At 73.3% G+C, this 20185-nt stretch carries 18 protein-coding genes; 6 read left to right on the top strand and 12 right to left on the bottom strand.

Going from position 1 to position 20185, the window contains the following annotated elements:
• Nucleotides 1-499: 499 nt before the first annotated feature.
• A complete protein-coding gene (locus tag ACI1MP_RS17390) occupies nt 500-742 on the bottom strand; it encodes a hypothetical protein (RefSeq protein WP_404868990.1) in 243 nt (80 codons plus the stop codon).
• A gap of 518 nt (nt 743-1260) precedes the next feature.
• Between ACI1MP_RS17390 and ACI1MP_RS17385 the strand changes: the two genes are divergently transcribed.
• Nucleotides 1261-1986 carry a helix-turn-helix domain-containing protein gene (locus ACI1MP_RS17385; RefSeq protein WP_404868989.1) on the top strand — a complete coding sequence of 242 codons (726 nt, stop codon included), beginning with the start codon at nt 1261-1263 and terminating at the stop codon, nt 1984-1986.
• Between the two features lie 153 nt (nt 1987-2139).
• On the opposite strand, the gene ACI1MP_RS17380 is transcribed toward ACI1MP_RS17385, so the two are convergent.
• Both ACI1MP_RS17380 and ACI1MP_RS17375 read right to left on the bottom strand, forming a co-directional pair.
• Nucleotides 2140-3315, bottom strand: a complete 1176-nt coding sequence (locus ACI1MP_RS17380; RefSeq protein ID WP_404868988.1) for an acyltransferase family protein — start codon at nt 3313-3315, stop codon at nt 2140-2142.
• A gap of 115 nt (nt 3316-3430) precedes the next feature.
• Nucleotides 3431-5032 carry a DUF2079 domain-containing protein gene (locus ACI1MP_RS17375; RefSeq protein ID WP_404868987.1) on the bottom strand — a complete coding sequence of 534 codons (1602 nt, stop codon included), beginning with the start codon at nt 5030-5032 and terminating at the stop codon, nt 3431-3433.
• 178 nt (nt 5033-5210) lie between these two features.
• Between ACI1MP_RS17375 and ACI1MP_RS17370 the strand changes: the two genes are divergently transcribed.
• A complete protein-coding gene (locus tag ACI1MP_RS17370; RefSeq protein WP_404868986.1) occupies nt 5211-5483 on the top strand; it encodes a hypothetical protein in 273 nt (90 codons plus the stop codon).
• Nucleotides 5484-5555: 72 nt separating this feature from the next.
• On the opposite strand, the gene ACI1MP_RS17365 is transcribed toward ACI1MP_RS17370, so the two are convergent.
• From ACI1MP_RS17365 to ACI1MP_RS17355, 3 genes are all read right to left on the bottom strand, one after another.
• A complete protein-coding gene (locus tag ACI1MP_RS17365) occupies nt 5556-7910 on the bottom strand; it encodes a hypothetical protein (RefSeq protein ID WP_380339824.1) in 2355 nt (784 codons plus the stop codon).
• A 9-nt stretch (nt 7911-7919) separates the two neighbouring features.
• Nucleotides 7920-8933, bottom strand: coding sequence for a glycosyltransferase family 2 protein (locus ACI1MP_RS17360; protein ID WP_380339827.1), 1014 nt, complete (start codon nt 8931-8933; stop codon nt 7920-7922).
• A gap of 233 nt (nt 8934-9166) precedes the next feature.
• Nucleotides 9167-11656, bottom strand: coding sequence for a helicase-associated domain-containing protein (locus ACI1MP_RS17355; RefSeq protein ID WP_404868985.1), 2490 nt, complete (start codon nt 11654-11656; stop codon nt 9167-9169).
• A 173-nt stretch (nt 11657-11829) separates the two neighbouring features.
• On the opposite strand from ACI1MP_RS17355, the gene ACI1MP_RS17350 reads away from it, so the two are divergent.
• Nucleotides 11830-12654: a hypothetical protein gene (locus tag ACI1MP_RS17350; RefSeq protein ID WP_404868984.1), complete on the top strand. Its 825-nt coding sequence runs from the start codon at nt 11830-11832 to the stop codon at nt 12652-12654.
• A gap of 41 nt (nt 12655-12695) precedes the next feature.
• Here the strand turns inward: ACI1MP_RS17350 and ACI1MP_RS17345 are convergent, their stop codons facing one another.
• The gene (locus ACI1MP_RS17345; RefSeq protein WP_404868983.1) at nt 12696-13709 is read right to left on the bottom strand and encodes an ABC transporter substrate-binding protein; all 1014 of its coding nucleotides are present in this window, start codon (nt 13707-13709) and stop codon (nt 12696-12698) included.
• A 109-nt stretch (nt 13710-13818) separates the two neighbouring features.
• Between ACI1MP_RS17345 and ACI1MP_RS17340 the strand changes: the two genes are divergently transcribed.
• A complete protein-coding gene (locus tag ACI1MP_RS17340; protein ID WP_404868982.1) occupies nt 13819-14424 on the top strand; it encodes an HAD family hydrolase in 606 nt (201 codons plus the stop codon).
• Nucleotides 14425-14431: 7 nt separating this feature from the next.
• Here ACI1MP_RS17340 and ACI1MP_RS17335 read toward each other — a convergent pair whose 3' ends face one another.
• Nucleotides 14432-14686 carry a hypothetical protein gene (locus ACI1MP_RS17335; protein WP_043915620.1) on the bottom strand — a complete coding sequence of 85 codons (255 nt, stop codon included), beginning with the start codon at nt 14684-14686 and terminating at the stop codon, nt 14432-14434.
• A gap of 168 nt (nt 14687-14854) precedes the next feature.
• On the opposite strand from ACI1MP_RS17335, the gene ACI1MP_RS17330 reads away from it, so the two are divergent.
• Complete coding sequence (locus ACI1MP_RS17330) at nt 14855-15988, top strand: alpha/beta hydrolase (RefSeq protein ID WP_380339845.1); 1134 nt, start codon at nt 14855-14857, stop codon at nt 15986-15988.
• Nucleotides 15989-16316: 328 nt separating this feature from the next.
• Nucleotides 16317-16700, top strand: coding sequence for a cold-shock protein (locus ACI1MP_RS17325; protein WP_043915622.1), 384 nt, complete (start codon nt 16317-16319; stop codon nt 16698-16700).
• A gap of 7 nt (nt 16701-16707) precedes the next feature.
• Here the strand turns inward: ACI1MP_RS17325 and ACI1MP_RS17320 are convergent, their stop codons facing one another.
• The 4 genes from ACI1MP_RS17320 to ACI1MP_RS17305 form a co-directional block, all read right to left on the bottom strand.
• Nucleotides 16708-17559 (bottom strand): 1,4-dihydroxy-6-naphthoate synthase, encoded by an 852-nt coding sequence (locus ACI1MP_RS17320; protein ID WP_404868981.1) that lies wholly within the window; start codon nt 17557-17559, stop codon nt 16708-16710.
• A 3-nt stretch (nt 17560-17562) separates the two neighbouring features.
• Nucleotides 17563-18240 (bottom strand): futalosine hydrolase, encoded by a 678-nt coding sequence (locus ACI1MP_RS17315; RefSeq protein ID WP_404868980.1) that lies wholly within the window; start codon nt 18238-18240, stop codon nt 17563-17565.
• 11 nt (nt 18241-18251) lie between these two features.
• Nucleotides 18252-18770, bottom strand: coding sequence for a hypothetical protein (locus ACI1MP_RS17310; protein WP_380339854.1), 519 nt, complete (start codon nt 18768-18770; stop codon nt 18252-18254).
• Between the two features lie 61 nt (nt 18771-18831).
• Nucleotides 18832-20172 (bottom strand): MFS transporter, encoded by a 1341-nt coding sequence (locus tag ACI1MP_RS17305; protein WP_100587642.1) that lies wholly within the window; start codon nt 20170-20172, stop codon nt 18832-18834.
• Nucleotides 20173-20185 lie beyond the last annotated feature (13 nt).

Below are 20185 nucleotides of genomic sequence, written 5' to 3'. Positions count from 1 at the left end.
ACGCAACGGGCCCCAACATCCGGGTGGGCATGACTCTTTGTCGACCCCGACGTTGGGGCCTGCTCACTCTGAGCAGCACTCAGTGAAGCAGGACACACCGACACTCGCAAACACCATGCGACACCAAGATGTTGTGCACAGCCCAGCCAGGTGCACTACATCTTGTGCCCACAGCCTCTGATCAGCGCAATCCACAGCACTCGCCGGTTCATCCACAGCATGGTCCACAGCCCCTTGTGGACAGAGCGTGTTGCGACACGGGTGGCGGAGCGGTTTAGCCGGCGTCCCATCTGGTCTGGTTCCGAGCATGATCGGGAGCCGTAATCCTGACTGTGATCTCGGGCAAGCTCCTCGCCTGCCCGATATCTGGCCGAATGGCCCCCGGCGTATCGGGGCGCGAGGCCTGGGCGGCGCGAAAGTTCGGCAGGCCAATGCTCAGCGATCCCGGTCCCAGCTCGCCGCGCGCGCCCTGGGTGTGATGCCGTTTTTGGTCAGCCGGTCACGGGCGGCTCTCGTGGTAGGTGGCCCACAACTCTCCGTTGCCGTCGGGTAGCCGGTCATGCCCGAAGCGCTCGGAGTCACCCAGGACTCGAAGCACTTCAAGGTGCAGGGCACCATCCATGGGCGTTGCACGGAAACTGAGTTGTACGCCGCCGGCCACCTGCGACACCCGCACCTGCTCACCCGTCAGAGCAACGAAGCGGGCAGCCGCATCCCAGGCCCGGCCGAGGGCGTCCGTCATTGCGTCGGGGCCGAATGTACCGGCGGGGCGAGTTCGCCCAGCGTGGTGATGCTCTCTCGTCCGTCACGAAGGCGTCGGACGAACACGCCGCAGGAGTGCACCGCCATCACCCGCACCGGCTGATCGGAGCGCCGGTCATGGGCCGTCCCGCCCTCGTGAGGCTCCCACTGCTCAGGAGTGCTCATCTGCCCACCTCACGGCATCTCCGAAGAACGGGAACACCATCGGCTCGCCGTTCGGTCGAGTCACGGGGCTGTCGGCATCGGCGCAGTCGGCCAAGCCCCAGAGATCCGTGAGCAGTGCGCCGGGCTCTGCCGGCGCGGGCACCACTCTGTAGCGCTGATGGGGCGTTGTGGGCATGGGCTGCTCCTCCGTCCGATCGGTCCACGGCCCACACTTGCGCGCCCTCTTGGGTGAATTCGGCATTTACGTAAGACAGTTGGGCTGTCGCAGCAGTAGGTTCGGAAAAGGCCCAAACGTCCCTGGGAGAAGTCTTGAACGCCGCCTTACGATCGGCTATGTCCGCCGCCGGCCTCTCGCCGCGTCAGTTGGCGGGCCGGGTGGGAGTGTCAGGCAAGACCGTTGAGCGGTGGTTGTCCGACGGCCGGCTGATCCCCCACGCCCGCAACCGCGAGGATGCCGCCAAGGTGCTGGGAGTTGATTCAACGATGCTGTGGCCGAAGGCAGTTCGGGATGCGCTCAAGATCGGCCCGGATCGGGAGATCATCCGGAGCTACCCGTACCGGTCCGCCTGTCCGTCCACCGTGTGGGGGGACCTGATCAAGAACGCCCGGACGGATCTCCTCTTCGCGGGCTACACCAACTACTTCCTGTGGCTGGAACAGCCCAACCTGGTCGAGAGCCTGCGTCGAAAGGCGGAGGCCGGTTGCCGAGTCCGGTTCCTTCTGGGCGATCCGGACGGGGAAGTCACGCGGCAACGGGAGGCGATCGAGGACGTGGCCCTGACTGTCTCCACCCGCATCCGGATCACGCTGGAGAACCTGGCAAAGCTGCGTGACGTGACGGGCGTGGAGGCCCGCTACAGCGCCGCTGACGACGCCACTAACCATGTCGGCCTGTCCGTGTTCCGGTTCGATTCCCAGGCGCTCGTGACGCCCCACCTGGCCCGTGTCGTCGGCCATGACTCGCCGATGATGCACCTGCGCCGTCAGCAGGAGGACGGGATGTTCGGCCGGTTCGCGGCCCACGCAGAGGAACTGTGGGATCGTGGCCGTCCCTGCTGAACTCCGTTGGGGCGCATGGCAGGGGACGACACATCACTAGTATGTGAATCAGACTTGATCGCTTGCACGATCAGCGGTCCGTTCACGCCTGTGCATCCCCTTCCGCGCGGGCCAAACCTCCAGTGTGCCGCATCGGCGGGCGGTCGTGCCGGGCTACCGCGCCCCGGGGTCGCGTCCGGACCAGGGGCGCAGCAGCAGCCGGCGGCCGGGGACCTCGACGAGGGTGTGCAGGAGCCAGGCCACCGCCAGCGAGATCGCGAAGGCGGTGCAGCTCACCAGCAGGCCGGTCGGCCACGGTTCCTTGGGGTGCGGGCGGAACAGGCTCTCGCCGGTCCGGATGACCAGGATGTGCACCATGTAGAAGGCGAAGGAGAGTTCGCCCAGCCGCACGGCGAGGCGCCCGCGCCAGGGCGAGGGCTCGCCGCGCAGGTCGGCCGTCGCGGCGGCGGGGATCAGCAGGGCGAATCCGATCACCGTGCAGGCGGCGTAGCGGTAGAGGTAGTCCGCCTGCGAGGCCATGAAGTAGCCGCCCACGGTCAGGGCGAGCGAGACGGTGAGCCCGGGGCCCTGCCACCGGTCGGCCCGGACCAGTTCGGCCAGCGCGACGCCGAGCAGGAACTCGGGCAGCCGGGCGAGCGGGAAGTAGTAGACCGCCCAACCGGTGTCCACCGGGTGCAGCCAGCCGTCGACCAGCATCGGCATGGTGATCACCAGGGCCGTCGAGACGGCCGCGAGGACCGCGCTGCCGCGCCAGCCCGTGGCCCGCAGCGGGCGGACGATCAGCGGGAACAGCAGGTAGAAGAACGCCTCGCAGGCGAGCGACCAGCTGACCGGGTTGGCGCTCTGGTAGAAGCTCACGTCCTGCGGCCAGGACTGCACCAGGAACAGGTTCGCGAACAGCTGCCGGGTCTCCGGCAGCGTCCCGGCGGCCAGGAAGTACGCCATCGCCAGCGCGAGCAGCGCCGTGGCGAGGTGCAGCGGGTAGACCCGCGCCAAGCGGCGCCGCCAGAACCGGACGACCCCGCCGCTGCCCGGCGGCGTCGACCAGGCGAGCACGAACCCGGAGAGCACGAAGAAGAACGACACCCCGGTGTTCCCGGCCCCGAAGGCGAAGCCCAGCGTGCCGCCGATCCGGCCGCCGAAGTACTCGACGATCCACACGTGGAACAGGAAGACCATCAGCGCGGCCGTCCACCGCAGACCGGTCAGCGAGGGCAGCGGGACCGGCCCGCCGCCCGGCCCGGGGCCCGGCGCGGCCGCGCCCCGGCGCGGCAGCGGAATGCCGTGGGTTCCGATGGCCGGGCCGGATACGGGATCTGTCGTCGACACGCTGCAAAGTAGCACGCGCGCCCGGCCGGATTCCGCCCCCCTTCCGCATCCCGGACGCGACCCGAAATGCGAAGGCGCGCCGCACAGTTGAGCCGCCGTCGGGCCGGCCGGTCGGTCAGCCGAGGAAGAAGTCGTGGCCGACGTCCGGCGGGATGATCTCCTGGTACGGGGTGGAGCCGGGCCCGGGCAGGTGGGCGCCGGGGACGGGGTCGGTGCCGGTGTGCCGGAGCAGCGTGACGCCGTCCTGGTCGAAGAGCTCCTGGTAGCCGTGGGCCAGCAGGAAGGCGCGGTACTCGGCCTGCTCCGGGTCGCGCTGGAACGGGAAGGCGCGCTGCGTGTAGCGCAGGATCACGTACTCCTGGCCGCGCGGGGTGCCGTCGGCCAGCATCACGCGGGTGCGGTTGGTCAGGCGCGGCGCGACCTGGTTGTCGGCCTCCACGGTGGCGCCGTCCGGGATCAGCTTCGCCGCGCGGGCCAGCGCCGCCGTCGACGGCTTGGGCTGCCACTCGTACGGGACCGCCAGGTGGTAGACGCCGAGCGCGGCGGACGCGGCGAGCGAGAGGACGGCGGCGGTTGCGCCCAGCCGGCGGACCTGCCGGAAGTGGCCGCGGGCCCACAGGACGCCCAGGGTCTCGATCGCGGCGGTCACCAGGATCGGCCACAGGAACGCGTCGTAGTGCCGGGCGATCGACCAGTGGTTCGGGTTGTCGGACAGGATCCGCTCCGCCAGCAGCGGCAGCGCGACCAGCGAGGTCGCCGAGCGCAGCGGCAGCGCCGCGGTGGTGAGCAGCAGCCAGCCGAGCAGCATCGGCTTCAACGGGCTGGAGAACGCCGACTCCACCAGCAGCCACGGATTGCCGAGCACGTGCCGCAGCGCCTGGCCGCCGTCCGCGCCGAGCTGGCCGTAGTTCCAGTAGTAGCCGGGCACGCCGCCCATCGCCGGAATCAACCAGCCGATCTCCACCGCGCTCGCCAGCGGCCCGCCCACCAGCAGCGCCCAGCCGAGCACCTTCGCCCACCGGTCCGTGCCGCCGCGCTCGCGCCACAGCAGCACCGCGCCGAACATGCCGACCGCGAGCCCCAGGTCCTCCTTGGTCGCGCACAGCAGCAGCGCCGCCAGCGCCGCCCCCGTCCAGCGCCGCGCCCCCGCCCGCTCGAACAGCAGCAGGAACAGCGGAACGGCGAACCCCACCTCGTGGAACCCGCTGCGCGAGGAGATCAGCAGCGGCCAGCCCAGGCCGTACACCAGCGCCGCGCCGTCCAGCACCCGGGTGCGGACCCGCGCGTCGGCGCCCGCGAACGCCCGGCTCGCGATCCGGCGCACCAGCGGGACGCCCGCCGCGAACAGCGCCGCCTGCCCGACCAGCAGCATCCGCGGGTCGTCCCACACCCAGTACAGCGGGGCGAGCAGCGCCAGCACCGGCGAGAAGTGGTCGCCCAGCAGCGAGAAGCCCGGCGGGAACTCGTGGTGGACGCTCTTCAGCGTCGACACCGGCAGCCCGAAGTGCGCGTAGCCGCGCACGCCCTGGTCGAAGATGCCCAGGTCGAAGCCACCCAGCTGGAGCGAGGTCCACTGCTGGACGCCGAGCGCCAGGCAGACCGCGAAGCTCAGCACGGTGAACAGGACGGTACGGCGGCGGCGGGTCAGCCGGAACCCGGACGTGCGGTCCGTCGCCGAATGGGCGACCGGGGGCTGCAGAGCGGGGGAAGTGGTCACGGCTCCGGTCCTGTCGCGGGCCGGTGAAGGCCCGATTCCGCGCGGGTGGACCCTGCCACCCCGGCCGTTCGGCAGTCTAACCGCCGCCCGCGGGATGCTCCTGCGGATCATCCGACCGGAACCCGGGGTCCCGCGGCAGTGACCGTCGGGCGGCCGGCTCGTTGGGCAGGCCATGACCATGCGCAACCGATTCCTGGCCGGCCTCGCGCTCTCCGGCGCGGCCCTCGCCACCACCCTCGGAGCGGTGCCGGCCCACGCCGCCGACGAGACCCCGGCCCTCGACCAGGTGGCGGACGTCGGCCAGCCCGGCGGCCTGCTCGGCACCCTCGTCTTCACCGGCACCGGCCTGCTGACGGGCGTCGAGCCGAAGATGCCGGACCCGCACGCGATCATGGAGCAGGCGAAGAAGCAGAAGGCCGAGGAGGACGCGAAGCAGCACGCCGGCAAGTAGGCGGCCGCGTCCGGGAACGCCTCCGGCCCGCGGATCCGAGGATCCGCGGGCCGGGTCATGCCGGGCAGGGGCTCAGCGGAGCTTGTAGACCGCCATCTTGCCGGTGTCGTAGACCTTCTCGGCGAGCGAGGCCAGCTCCGGGGACTCCTGGCCGATGTGGCGGTCGACGACCACGAAGCGCACGTGGTGCTCGGCGCTCAGTCGCTGCAGCAGCGGCGCGGTGGGCGCCTTGACCGCCTGCTCGTTCATGGCCAGCAGGTCCTGGTCCCAGAAGGTCAGGTCGGCTCCCTGCAGGCGCGGGGCGAAGATCCACCCCTCGATGAGCACGGAGCGCTCGGAGTAGCCGCTCAGCCAGAACGACTGCATGTCCATCACGTCGCACACCTTGTCGGGCTCGCGGAAGTAGTCCGGCGTGGTGCAGTGCGAGTTGGTGAGCAGGACGTCGTCCGGGTTGCTGTGGTCGCGGACCCAGCGGGCCGCGTCCACCCGGGAGGCCGGCAGCGGCACGGCGCCGAACGAGGCCAGGCCGCTGTACGGGGTGATCACGTCGATCATCAGCGTCGGCGTGCCGAGCAGCAGCGCACCGGTCAGCACCACGATGCCCCCGCGCTTGCGCAGCCCCTCGAAGCGGCGGGAGGCCAGCCACCACAGCAGGCCGCCGACCAGGACGACGGCGGCCAGCGCCGCGGCGAGGCCCAGCATCGGCACCAGCTCGCCGTAGGTGTGCCACTCGTGGTTGCCCCAGAGCAGGTTCTCGACGGTCTCCCGCCAGCGGCGCTCGCCGTAGTGGAGCAGCGCCGTCAGAGCGGCGACGCCGGCCAGCGAGACGACCGCGAGCACGGCCTTGGCCGCGCGCGACAGCCGCGCCCGCTCGAAGGCCTCGCAGTAGCCCCAGGCCGACAGCAGCACGCCGAAAGGCAGGCCCGCGTGGGTGAAGTAGCTGGAGTTCCAGCCGTTCAGCATCAGGAACACGGCCGGCCCGGCGATGGCGCCGCCCAGCAGCATCCACTGCACCGGCTCCAGCCGCAGCTTGCGCCGCCACATCAGCGGGAGCGCGCCGGCGACCCGCAGTTGCGAGTTGAGCAGGAAGGCCACCCACACGCTCGCGATCACGAATGCCTGGCTGACCTGCCCGCGCTGGTTCTGCGGGTCGGCCCAGTAGCCGGAGAGGTTGACCAGGGGGTGGACGCCCAGGCCGTAGCTCTGGAAGTTGAAGATCACCGCGGTCGAGAAGAACTGGGCCGCCACGACCACCGCGCCGGCGCCGACCACGTCCCACGGGATCCGGCGGTCGCGGATCAGCATGATGACACCGGCGAAGGCCACTGCGGCGAGCGTGACCGGCAGCGAGGTCGCCTTGGCCGCGCTGGACGCGAAGGCGAACAGCGCGATCAGCGCGTAGCGCCCGCCCCGGCCCCAGGCGGGGACCCGCCTGGTCCCGTCCTTGCGGCCGATCAAGCCGTCACCGACGGCGGCGATCAGTGCGAGCAGCAGGGGCTGGCAGTAGGTCAGCGAGAGGCTGGCCCAGATCATCACCGAGGTCGTGGCCGAGCCGAACGGGAGCCGCGGCGAGCCCGCGGCGTTGAACTCGCCGATCGCGAACAGCAGCAGGCCCGCGACCGGTCCGGCCCAGGCCCGGTCGGTCACGCGCCAGGCGACGACCGCGGCCACCACCATGAGCAGGGCGCACAGCCCAGGCACCATCAGGCGCATCTCCACGACCGGCAGGTCGATGTGGCCGATGCTGCTGGTCATCGCCATGTGCGCGAAGGCGAACCAGTGGTAGGCCAGCGGTTCGCCGGAGACCTGGGGGAGCGTCAACGGGACGTTGTGCTTGGCGTTGCCGGCCAGCGAGAGCAGGTAGGGAAGGTCGACGAACTGCCGGGTCCGGTCGTCGGGCGGCAGCACCGGGTACATGTCCATGAAGACCCGGTAGATGTACGCGGTGGTGGACGCGACCGTGCCTGCGACCGCCCAGGACCAGCCGAGCGAGGGCCGCGCCGTGTAGTCGCGCGGACGCCAGTGCCGGCGCAGCCGTGGCACCAGGGCGAAGGGCAGCACCACGGCCAGCGGCCACACGATGGCGGCCGACTGCACGCCGAGGCCGGTGAACAGCGCCCAGGCGGCCAGTTCCAGCGCCAGGCCGGTCACCGCGCCGAGCGCCAGGTCCTCGATCAGGGTGTGCGGGGTCCGGCGCAGCGAGCGGTAGACCAGGGTGCCGGGCAGCAGCACCGCCCAGACCGCGTAGAACGTGTACTTGGCGATGTCGAGCGGCGACGTGTGGCTCGCCAGCAACGCGCCGTAGAACAGCGCGAGGGCGGCGCCGGCCGGCAGCCAGCGGAACACCGCACCGAGCGGCCCGCGACGTGCGGCGGGCTGCTCGGCAGCGGTTTCGGCGTGCGGGTCCTGCAGTTGATCCGTACTCATCGGTGCAGTTCAGCCAACCTGTGCGGGGACGGGCCGAGTCAGCTCCTCGGCGCTGATCCCGGTGGCCCCGAACGTCGTCCGCTCCTGCTCCGCGGAGTCGGAGCCGATGAAGTAGGCGGGGCGGCCCTGGACCGCGGCGTAGATCCGGCCGACGTACTCGCCGAGCAGGCCGACGCAGACCAGCTGCACGCCGCCGAAGAAGACGATGCCGATGAAGAGCGAGGACCAGCCGGGCGTGGTCCGGCCGACGATGTGCTCATAGGTGCTGTACGCGGCGAGCAGGAGCGCGAGAACGAAGCTGCCGAGGCCGAGCCAGGTGGCCAGGCGCAGCGGCGCGGCGGAGAAGTTGGTGATGCTGTCGACGGCCAGCCGGACCATTTTGGACAGCGGGTACTTGGTGGTGCCGGCCACGCGCTCCTCGCGCTGGAACGTCACCTCGGTGCTGCGGAAGCCGAGCCACGGCACCAGCAGCCGGTAGACCGGCTGGGTCTCGGGCAGCGACTTCAGCGCGTCCACGGCGGCGCGGCTGAGCAGGCGGTAGTCGCCGGCGTGCTTCGGGATGCTGCGGCCGACCATGCGGCGCATCAGCCAGTAGTAGCCGGCCGCGGTGCCGCGCTTGAAGATCGTGTCCGAGCTGCGGTCGTCGCGGACGCCCTGGACGATGTCGTAGCCCTCGCGGGCCAGCGCGAGCATGTCGACGATCTTCTCCGGCGGGTCCTGGAGGTCGGCGTCGATGCTGACCACGTACTCGCCGTACGCGCTGTGCAGGCCGGCGGTCAGCGCGGCCTGGTGGCCGGAGTTGCGGCGCAGGTGGATCACCCGGAGCTGGGGCCACTGCTGCTGCAGTCCGGCGAGCACCACTGCGGTGTTGTCGGAGCTGCCGTCGTTCACCCCGACGACCTCGTAGCTCTCCCCGATGCCGTCCAGGATCGGACGCAGGCGCTGAACGGTGAGCGGGAGCGCGTCCTGCTCGTTGTAGATGGGTATGACGACGGACAGCAGGGGGGCGACGGTACCGGGCATGTGACAGGAGACCTGTTTCGTTTCCGTGGACGTGGCCCTCGGCTGGCGCACTCTCGGACTGCGCACGCGGGGGCAGGGGCGGGGCGCGTCAAACTCCGGGTGCGGAGCCCCGGTTGTACACGCACGGGGCCGTCCTCGGAAGCCTAGTCTGACGGCACATTAGTAATGTCTTCATCAGTTCCCTGTCAACCTTGCACTGATCATGCACAGGGCGGATCCAGGGAGCCGTTCGGCTAGTCGTCGACTTCAGCGACTCCGGTGATGCGGTGGAGCGCGAACGTCCGGACTTCGTCGGAGAGGTGGTCGTAGGCCGTGACGAACCCGCCCTCGACCTTGACCGGGTCGATGACGCGCTGCGAGGAGAGCCCCTCCGCGTTGATGTAGCCGATCCACATGCGCTCGCCGAGCAGGACGGCGGTCTGCAGGGAGGCGAGGGTGTCGGCGGCAGCGGTGCGCGGGACGGCCGCGCCCGCGGGGCCGGCGACGGTGTCCTTGCGCGGGGCGGTCGCGGCCCGGTCGCCGGCCCGGACGGCGCGGACCGCCGCGGCCAGCAGGACGTCGTCGGGGCGGGCCGGACCGTCGGGCACGGGAACGGGCGCGGTGCGCGGCGGAGTGCGGCGGGCGTCGGGGCGGGTGATCACCACGTCGCCCTCGGCGGACTCCGCGGCGGGCGCGTACCCCATCGTGCGCAGCACGGCGAGCAGCGTGTCCGGCGGGGTCTGCGCGGCCAGCACGGTCGGGGCGAGCAGCCGCAGCCGCAGCTCCGCGGCGCGCCGGTCGGCGAGCACCTCGCCGAGCAGCCGGGGGTCGTCGCAGCGCAGGTAGGACGAGGCCGCGCCGACCCGCAGGACGCCGTGCCGGCGGGCGACGTCGTCGATCAGGTAGGCCAGCGGCTGCGGGACGGGCGTACGGGAGTGCTGCGCCAGGAAGCCCTGCAGGTCGGCGGCGGTGCGCCCGGCGTCGAGGGCGCGGCGGACGGACTCCGGGGTGAAGCGGTAGACGGTCGCGCCGCCCTTGGACTCGATGTCGGCGCAGAGCGCGAGCGCCTGGGCGAGCGGGGTGAGCAGCGGGCCGGGGGCGATCGCCGTCAGGTCGGGCTGCAGGATGACGTGGTCGAGGGGCTCGGGCAGCAGCGGGGCGAGCACCGGCGCCGGGTCGGCGCCGGCGAGCAGCGCGCGGGCGGGGGCGGCGAGCGCGCCGCGGCCGGTGACGCCGAGCAGCTCGGCCTCGTGCAGAGTCCAGCCGGTGAGCGTCTCGCGCAGGTCGTGGCCGTCCGGGCCGACGGGGCCGCCGCGCAGCGGGCGGTGCCAGCGCAGGACGGGCAGCAGCGCGTCGGCGCCGGCGGCGGCGCCCGGGGGCAGCTCGGCGAGCCGGGTGAGGGTGGCGCGGCGGACGGACGGGGCCAGCGTGCGGTCGAGCTCGGGGCCGAGCGCGGCGCGCGGCCGGCCCTTGCCGTCGGGGGTGCCGGTCAGTCGGCCGACCCGGGTGGCGGCGAGCCAGGCGTGGGCCAGCAGCGTCCAGCGGTCGGCGGTGTCCTGCTGCCGCCACTGGTCGTACGCGGGCGTCGGGGCCCACACCTCGTCGATCTCGCCGTCGGGGGCCAACAGGCCCGAGGTCCAGGCGAGTTCGAGCCAGAACGCGGCGTCCGACTCGGAGCTCTCCAGCAGTTGGGCGGCACGCTTGAGGTCGCGGACGCCCAGCCCGCCGGCCCGCAGCGTGGGCGGCGGGGTGAGGCCCCAGGCTTCGAGCAGCTCCTCCAGCATCCGGACGGCGGCGGCGGCCTGCCCGGCGGCGGTGAGGTCGACCGTCGCGGGGTCGCGCTCGACGACGGGCGCGACGGCGGGCGGGGCGGGTTCGACGGCGCGATGCGTACGGCCGCCGCGCAGGTGCAGGGCGAGTTCGCGCGGCAGCACCACCGAGGTGGGGCTGGACGGCAGCAGCAGACCGCGGGCCAGCAGCCACTCGACGGGGCTGTGCGCCTCCGCGGCGGTGACCTGCCGGGCGGCGTCCGGGACGGTGCCCGTCGGCGGCCCCCAGACCAGGCGCTCCAGCAGTCCGACGGCGGCGGGCGGAGCCTGGTCGAGCAGCGCGGCCAGGCGCTTGCGGTCGCCCAGCAGCGCGGTGAGCGCGGCGACGGCGGTGACCGGGTCGGGCGTGGCCGGCAGCCCGGCGCCGGCCAGCAGGTGCTGGAGGCGGGCCGGCGACATCCCGACGGTGGCCTCGGCGAGCGTCGGACCGAGACCGGTGCGGCCCGGGTTGGCGGCGCTCGGGGCGAGCGCCTCACGGACGGCGAGGACCAGGCGCAACGACGAGTCCGGCCCCCAGACCAGGGCCTGTTCGCGCAGCCGGGCCAGCGCGCCCGGCAGCGCGGCCGTGACGGCGGCACGGTCCACCGGGTCCGCGCCGGAGTGCGGCTTGACCCGGGCCGGCCCGGCCAGCAGGTTGCGCACCACGGTGTCGGACGCGCCCTCGGGGGCGGCGGCCAACGCCTCCGCCGTCTGCAGGGTGAAGCGGTCGAGCCGCTCCAGCGCACGCAGCACGGACGCCCGGCTGGACAGCCGGGCGGACAGCTGGGTGAGGTCGGTCGGCACCGGGTTGAGCAGATCGGGACGGGCCCGGAGCAGCGCGGCGACAGCGTCGTCCTCCCGGCCGCGGAGTTCCTCGGCCAGCGTGCGGGGGGCGCCTGCGCGGGTGGCGCGCGGTGCGCTCTGCGGTGCGCTCATCCGGTCCAGCCTAGTCAACGCCCCCGTCCGAGGCCCAGAACGGGGGAAGAACTCCCGGCGAAACTGCCCGAGGGGGCATCGACGACCGCCGGCCGGGGCTCGCTTCGAGCGGGTGCGGATGGGTACCGTCTCGGTGCGGCGGGACGTACGACGTGAGGGCGGGTGGCGGGGCGATGGCGGGCGGCTCGTGGTGGCGCGAGGGCGGGTCGGCGGACGGCTCGGACAGCGGGGAGAGCGTGTACGTGCCCGCTCCGCCGCCGGAACGGCCGGCCGTCCCACCGGAGCCGAGCGTGCCGCCGGCCCGGCAGCCCGTCGACTTCGGCAAACCGGCGGTCCCCCAGGTCGAGTTCGACCTGCCGCCCGGGCCGTCCCCCGCCGAGGTGGACCGGGCCGCACAGTGGGCCGAGGGGCGCGGCCGCGCCGACGTCACCTCGGTGTTCCCCGGCTGGACGGAGGTCTACTTCGACCTGCCGGCGGAAGAACCGGAACCGGAGCCGAAGGCCGCACCCGAACCGGACCCGGAGCCCGAACCGGAACCCCCGGCCCCGGAGCCGCGCCCGGGCCTCGCGACGCGAGCGCTGCGCGCCCTGTTCGGCCGACCGCAGCCGACCCCCGAACCCGCCCCGGAGGCCCCGGCCGCCGCCGGCGGGGCCCGGCGGCCCGCGCCGCTGCTGCTGCTCGGCGCGGTGGTGCTGATCGGCGGCGCGGCGACCGGCTCGCTGCTGGCGATGCTGCTCGGCTGGGGCCTGGCCTACCTGTCTAGCGGACTGTCCGACCTGCTGAAGAAGTTCGCCGTCCTGGGCATCCCGCTGATCACCGTCGCCGGACTGACGGTGTGGAACTGGGGTCGCGAGAAAGGCCGCTGGGGCACCGCCCTGACCCCCGGCACCGACGCCGGCCACGCCACCTGGGCGGCCGCCCCGGGCGTCCTGCGCGTGGCGGCCGTACTGACGGCACTGTTCCTGCTGGCGATGACGCTGCGCCGCCGCAAGGCCTAGCGGCCGGCGCGAGACGCAGACGGGCGTGCGCTCGCTGCCGCCTAGGCCGCGCCGAGGAGGTGGAGGAGGTCGGCGATCAGGAAGTGGGCGCCGGTGTAGCCGATGCCCTGGAACCAGAGTCGGTCGTTCACGGGGAAGGCCCGGTGGGCGCGGACGGCTCCGAGGGCGGCCCAGGCGGGGGAGGCGAGGGCGGCGTTGAGGCCGTTGGCGTCGGGGTCGCCGTAGCCGGAGTAGAGGAGCAGGTCGCCGTCGGCGTGGGCGAGTTGGTCGGGGGCGGTCTCGACGTTGAACTGGTCGGTGTTCTGCGGGTCGGGCCGGGGCAGGCCGAGGTCGGTGAGGACGCTGCCGGGGAAGTTCTGGCGGGCGTACAGGCGGACGGTGGGGGAGCCCTCGACGAAGCGGACCAGGCTGATGTGCTGCCCGGCGAGGCCGGCGGAGTCGAGTGCCCGGGCGGCCTGGCCGAGGTGGCGGGCGTAGGCGGTGACCACGGCGGCGGCCTGTTCGTGGCGGTCCAGGGCGGCGGCGTGCAGCTGGAAGTTCTCCTTCCAGGGCGCGCCGGTGGTCTGGGTGAGCACGGTGGGGGCGAGGCCGCGCAGGACGTCCAGGTGGGCGGCGTCGCGGGTGCGGTTGGAGAGGATCAGCTGCGGGTGCAGGCGGGTGATCGCGGCCGGGTTCGGCGGGGCGGCGATGTCGCCGACGACGGAGATCCGGGCCCGCCAGGAGTCCGGCCAGTAGTCGGGCAGGCCGGGGTCGAGCGGGGCCTTGGCGGCGCCGACCGGCGGGATGCCGAGGGTGATCGCGGAGTCGAGCTCGGCGGTGTCCAGGGCGATCACCCGGGTCGCCCCGCCGGGAACGGCCACCGGCCCGTCCGCGCCGTTGACGGTGACGCTCGGCGTCGGGCTGGGGGTGGGCGAGGGCGGCGGCGCCCCGGAGGCGGTCTGCGGCAGGGACGGCCCGGCGGGCGGCTCGGCGGGCAGTTCGGGCGGGCCGCAGCCGGTGAGCAGGACGGCGCCCAGCCCGGCGAGGGCGGCACGGCGGGAGAGCGGGGGCGACACCTGGGACCTCCGGCTCCGGTGGCACGGTCGGACTCCAGCAGTATGTCCGCAATGTGGTCGTCCGTCCGGCTTTTCCGGCGGGAAACCGGGGCTGGTTAGGCTGGGTGGCATGGCTCTGACCGTCGGCTTCGACCTCGACATGACCCTCCTCGACACCCGTCCGGGCATCAAGGACACCTACGACGTGCTCTCCGCGGAGACCGGCACCTTCATCGACTCGGAGCTGGCGGTGAGCCGGCTCGGGCCGCCGCTCACGCAGGAGCTGGGGTACTGGTTCCCGCCGGAGCGGCTGGACGCGGTGGTCGCCCGCTACCGGGAGCTGTACGTGGAGCACGCGGTGCCGGGGTCGCTGGAGCTGCCCGGCGCGCTGGCGGCGGTCGCGGCGGTGCGGGCGGTCGGCGGCCGGGTGCTGGTGATCACCGGCAAGTGGGAGCCGAACGCGCGCCGGCACCTGGACGGCATCGGGCTGGAGGTCGACGTGCTGCTCGGCGACCTGTGGGCGGAGGGCAAGGGCGAGGCGCTGCGCGCGCACGGCGCGGACGTCTACGTCGGCGACCACCTGGGCGACATCCGGGGCGCCCGGGCCGCCGACGCCGTCGCGGTGGGCGTGGCCACCGGCCCGTACAGCGCCGCCGAACTGGCCGCGGCGGGCGCGGACGTGGTGCTGCACGACCTCACCGAGTTCCCCGCCTGGCTCTCCGCCCATCTGGCCTGACGGCGCGTCAGGCGTTCGCGGCGGCCTCCCGGGCGGCGCGCCGGCGGCGCGACTCGGCACGGGCGGTGGTGAACAGTCCGGTCAGCGCGACCAGCAGGCCCAGCGGCATCAGCATGGACAGCCCCCACGCGATGGACGGCAGCCGCGGCAGGTCGAGGAAGAGCGGCACCATCGTCGCGATGGTGGCGAGGGTGCCGAGGACGAACACCACTCCGCCGACGCGGACCAGGGTCTCACCGGCATCGCGGGACTGACGGGTCACTTCTGCACTCCTTCACGCGGACTTTGTGCCAGTTTCCCACGTACGCCCCCGCCGATCGGCGGGGGCGCGGCCGTACGCGTTCCACCTGAACGCTCAGAATTCCCAGGAACCTCTCAGGCATGCTGATTCTTTCGGGGGAATCAGCGGGGAGCGAGGGCGCGCGGCGGTATGGGTCTGACCAGTCACAAGGTACTGGCGCTGTCGGCGCTGTTCTCCGTGCTGATGGTGGCGGGCACGGTCTGGGTGTGGCCCCGGCTGGCCCGGCGCAGCTGGCGGGCGGTGCTGGGGCGGCTGGTCACCATCGTCGGCACCCAGCTCGCCGTGATGTGCACCCTGGGTCTGGTGGCCAACAACTACTTCGCCTTCTACAGCAGCTGGGCCGACCTGCTGGGCACCAACGACGACGGTCCGGTGACCATCCAGAACCAGCTGCTCGGCCGCACCAAGGGCGTGGAGCGGATCAGCTCGGAGAACGTCCGCGACACCGGCGCGCTGGGCCGCGACCCGTCGCAGGTCGGCCGGTTGGAGAAGGTCCGGCTGCCCGGCGCGGCCACCGGCCTGTCCACCGAGGGCTACGTGTACCTGCCGCCGCAGTACTTCCAGGCGGCCTTCCAGGACAAGCGCTTCCCGGCGGCGATCGCCATCACCGGCTTCCCCGGCGACGCCAAGAACCTGATCACCAAGCTGAACTACCCGGCGGTGCAGCTGAAGCTCACCGTCGAGAACAAGACCAAGCCGACGGTGCTGGTGCTGATGCGCCCGTCCCCGGCGATGCCCCGCGACACCGAGTGCGAGGACGTGCCGGGCGGCCCGCAGTCCGACCGCTACTTCAGCGAGGACGTGCCGTCCGCGCTGCGCTCCTCGTACCGGATCGCGCAGGGCCCGGGCAGCCTCGGCGTGATCGGCAACTCCACCGGCGGGTACTGCGCGCTGAAGCTGGCGATGCGTCACCCGGACGTGTTCTCCGCCGCGGTGTCGCTGTCCGGCTACTACCGGGCGGCCGAGGACCCGACCACCGGCGACCTGTTCGGCGGGGACGCGCAGCGCCGCGAGCAGGCCGACCTGAGCTGGCGCCTGGCGCACCTGCCGGCCCCGGGCACCGCGCTGCTGGTGGGCGGCAGCCGGGAGGGCGACGGCGACTACTTCACCGAGACCGAGCGGTTCCGGGCCGCCGCCAAGGGCACCGCGACCACCGTCTCCGCGATCACCCTGGACACCGGCGGGCACAACTTCAACACCTGGTCGCGGATGCTCCCGGCCTCGCTGGGCTGGCTCGGCGGGCACCTCGCCGACCCCTCCTGACCGGCCCGGCGTCACAGCGCGCAACTCGGTGCGCGCGAAGAGTTTCGACCCGCGTGGACCCCGGGTATGCAGCCATCGCGCGGGCGGACCAGCGGCTGGTCCACGAGATGCCCGCCCGGAGCCGATGAGGGGGTGTGGGCCGATGGAGGGCGCGACAGGCGCGAGGCACGGCCACGCCCCGGCCCGGAATCCCGTCGCCGCCGAGGCGCACGCTGAGGGATCATTGCCGCACTGAGTGGCACCGACCGCCCGTTCCGGCGGCCGAGCCGCGCACATCCATCCGCGACCCGACGGGGTCGCTCGCACCCGACACCGAGGACTTTTCGAGATGCCCACCGGCCAGGTCAAGTGGTTCAACGAGACGAAGGGCTACGGCTTCCTGTCGCGCGACGACGGCGGCGAGGTCTTCGTCCACACCAAGGCGCTGCCCGGGGGCGTCACCACCCTGAGGCCGGGGCAGCGCGTCGAGTTCGGCATCGCCGCGGGCCACCGCGGCGACCAGGCGATGAATGTGACGCTGCTGGACGCACTGCCGTCGGTGGCCGCGAACCAGCGCAAGAGCGCCGACGACATGGCCCCGATCGTGCAGGACCTGATCACCAAGCTGGACAGCGTCCTGCCGGGCCTGCAGCGCGGCCGCTACCCCAGCAAGCCCGAGGGCCAGAAGATCGCCATGGTGCTGCGCGCGATCGCCGACCAGTTCGACGTGTGACCCCGGCTCAGGGGAACGCCAGCGCGCCCGGGTCGACAGCGGGGACGAGTCCCTGCTCGGCGGCCCGGGTGAGCAGCCCGCGCACCGCCGCGTAGCCGTCCTCGCCGAGGTCGGCGGTGAACTCGTTGACGTACAGCCCGATGTGCTGCTCGGCGACGGCCGGGTCCATCTCCTGGGCGTGCGCCAGCACGTACTCCCGGGAGGCCGCCGGGTCCGCCCAGGCCTGCCGCACCGAGGAGCGCACCGTCCCGGCGAGCTCGCGCAGCCGCTCGGCGCCCAGCGAGCGCCGGGCCACGATCGCGCCCAGCGGGATCGGCAGCCCCGTCGCCGCCTCCCACGCCTCGCCCATGTCGGCCAGGCAGTGCAGCCCGTACTGCTGGTACGTGAACCGCGCCTCGTGGATCACCAGTCCGGCATCCACCCGGCCGTCCCGCACCGCCGGCATGATCTCGTGGAACGGCAGCACCACGATCTCGCCGAACCCGCCCGGCACCGCCTCCGCCGCCCACAGCCGGAACAGCAGGTACGCGGTGGACCGCTCGCTCGGCACCGCCACCCGACGCCCCGCCAGCCCGGCCGCGTCGAGGGGCCCCGCAGTCAGCACCAGCGGCCCGCAGCCCCGGCCGAGCGCCCCGCCGCACGGCAGCAGCGCGTACTCGTCCAGCACCCACGGCAGCTGGCCGTAGGAGATCTTCAGGACGTCCAGTTCGCCGCGCTCGGCCAGCCCGTTGGTGATGTCGATGTCCGCGAACCGGACCTCGGGCGCGTCCGCACCCGCCACCAGGCCGTGTGCCCAGGCGTGGAAGACGAACGTGTCGTTCGGGCAGGGCGAGTAGGCGACACTCAGCGGCTCGGCCATCGGTCAGACCTCCTGGAGCAGACGGGACACCGGCAGCGCCGCGAAGGCCCGCTCCAGGGCCGCCAGCGCCTCGCCGATCCGCCACGCCGCGCGGTCGCGCGGCCCGACGGCGTTGGACACGGCCCGCAGCTCCCCCGCCGCGAGCCCGGAACGGGCAGCCGCCTCGGCCACCCCGAACCCCTCCATGGCCTCGGCCAGCGCCCGCGGGTGACGCGACCTCAGCTGCTCGGCGCGCGCCGCCGAACCCGTCACCGTGGACACCGTCAGCACCTCGCCGACCGCCCCGCCGGTGGCGGCCGCGACCAGCTTCACCACGCCGTCCGGCACCGCGTGCCGCACCGTGCCGAAGCCCAGCTCGGCGACGTCGGCGAAACCGTCCGGGGTCTCGGCGCCCAGATCGGCCGCCACCAGGGCGTCCGCCACCACCAGCGACCCGATCGGCGCGGCGGGCGCGAAACCGCCCGCGATGCCCGCCGACAGCACCAGCCGGAACCGGCCGCGGGCCAGCGCCACCGCCGTGCCGGCCGCCGCCGCGGCCGGGCCGACGCCCGCCGCCAGCACCTCGACCGGCGCGTTCTCGCCCAGCCCGCGGCGGACCGCCTCGGCCTCCGCGGGCACGGCGACGACGACGAGCAGTCCGGCGGCGGGGCCGGACTGCTCGGGAAGGCGCTCAGCGGTCATCGACCGGTGCGTCAGCTCTTCTGGTTGTTCATGTTGAAGAACCACACCGCGTAGTACTCGTTGGTGTCCTTGTCGACCGCGGCGACCGTCACCATGGTCCGCTCGTCGCTGCTCATCAGGCCGGCGGCCGCCTGCGAGAGCGAGTAGGTGGTGCCGCTGGCACCGGCGATGATCGGCGTGCGGTTCTGGCCCTGGCCGGTGAACGCGTACCAGCCCTTGTCCGCCAGGTCCTTCGGCACACCCACGCCGACCCGGTCGCTGGCCCGCACGTCCAGGTTGGCGAGCTTCTTGTCCTCGGAGTCCTTCGCCGCCTGCTGCGCGCACTTGGCGAGATCGGCCTCGGCGATCGCCTTGCCGCCGTTGTAGCAGGTCGGCTCGGCGCGGACCGACGAGGTGCCGACGACCAGCGTGGCCTCGTTCGTGGGGGGCTTGCCGTTGTCCACGGCCTGGAAGACGCCGAAACCGACAAGACCGGCGCCGACGACGGCGGCGGCGGTGAGTCCGGCGGTGACGCTGGTGCTGAGGCTCATGCGCAAGAGGCTACTCGCCTTCCGTGATCACATGACAACGGGGTGCCCGAGTCGCGCGAGGTTACGCCACGCGCGGACGCGCCGCCGAGCGGTGCGGCCCGACCCGCAGCAGCGACCGGAACGTCCACAGCAGCATCGCCGCCGTCACCCCCGCGGCCAGCCACAGCCCCAGCACCGCGTTCAGCGGCAGCGAGATGCCCACCACGCCGCCCACCACCCAGCTCAGCTGCAACGCCGTCTCCGAGCGGGCGAACGCCGAGGTGCGCACCGCCTCCGGCACGTCCCGCTGGATCAGCGCGTCCAGCGCCAGCTTCGCCAACGACGCCGCCATGCCCGCCGTCGCCGCCACTACCGTCACCGTCACCACGCCGTACCAGAGCGCCGCCGCGCTCGCCGCCAGCGTCGCCAGCAGCAGCATCACCGTCACCGTCAGCTCGGAGCCGCGGGTGCGCAGCCACGAACCCAGCACCGAGCCCAGCGCGTTGCCCAGGCCCGCCGCCGCCGCGACGATGCCCAGCGCCACCGTCTCCGGCAGGCCGTTCGGCGGGTTCTTGCGGATCAGGAACGCCAGGAACATCACCAGGAACCCGACCAGCCACCGCAGCCCCGCCACCCCGCGCAGCGCCATGATCACCGACGGCCCGACCGCCCGCAGCACCCCCTTCGGGCGCGGCTCGGACGGCTCCGCGTGCAGCTCCGCCCGCTGCTCGCCCTTCGCCGAGTCCACCTGCGGCGGCAGGTGAAAGGCCATCAGCGTGCCGATCACGAACACCGCGAACGCCCCGCGCAGCGGCCACCCCGGACCGATCAGGTGCAGCAGCCCGCCCACCCCGCCCGCCACCAGCGTCGCCACCAGGCCCGCCAGCGTCACCCGCGAGTTCGCCTTCACCAACGACAACTGGGCCGGCAGCAGCCGCGGCACCACCACGCTGCGCACCACCCCGTACGCCTTCGACGCCACCAGCACCCCCAGCGCCGCCGGGTACAACGCCAGCCCGCCGCCCGGCACCAGACCCGCCATCACCCACGCCAGCACCGCCCGGGCCAGCATCGCCATCGCCACCGCGGAACGCCGGCCGTTCGGCAGCCGGTCCAGCAGCGGGCCGATCACCGGCGCCAGCAGCGCGAACGGCGCCATCGTGATCACCAGGTAGAGCGCCACCCGGCCGCGGGCCTCGCCGGTCGGCACCGAGAAGAAGATGGTCGACGCCAGTGCCACCGTGATCAGCATGTCGCCGAACGAATTCAGCGCGTGCAGCTCGATCAACTTCGCCAGGCCCGACTCGCCCGCGCCCTCCGCGGACGTCGCGCGCCGGATCCGCCGCCCCGTGCCGTGCACCACCCGCCCCGTGCGCGCCCCCGCCGCCGACGCGCCCCGCGCCCACACCCCGCGCGTCCGCACCGTCGGCGGCTCC

The organism is Kitasatospora griseola, assembly GCF_044999035.1.
Lineage (GTDB): Bacteria > Actinomycetota > Actinomycetes > Streptomycetales > Streptomycetaceae > Kitasatospora > Kitasatospora griseola.
The sequence above is the reverse complement of the archived record's forward strand: the minus strand, read 5'-3'. Positions and strand labels throughout refer to the sequence as shown.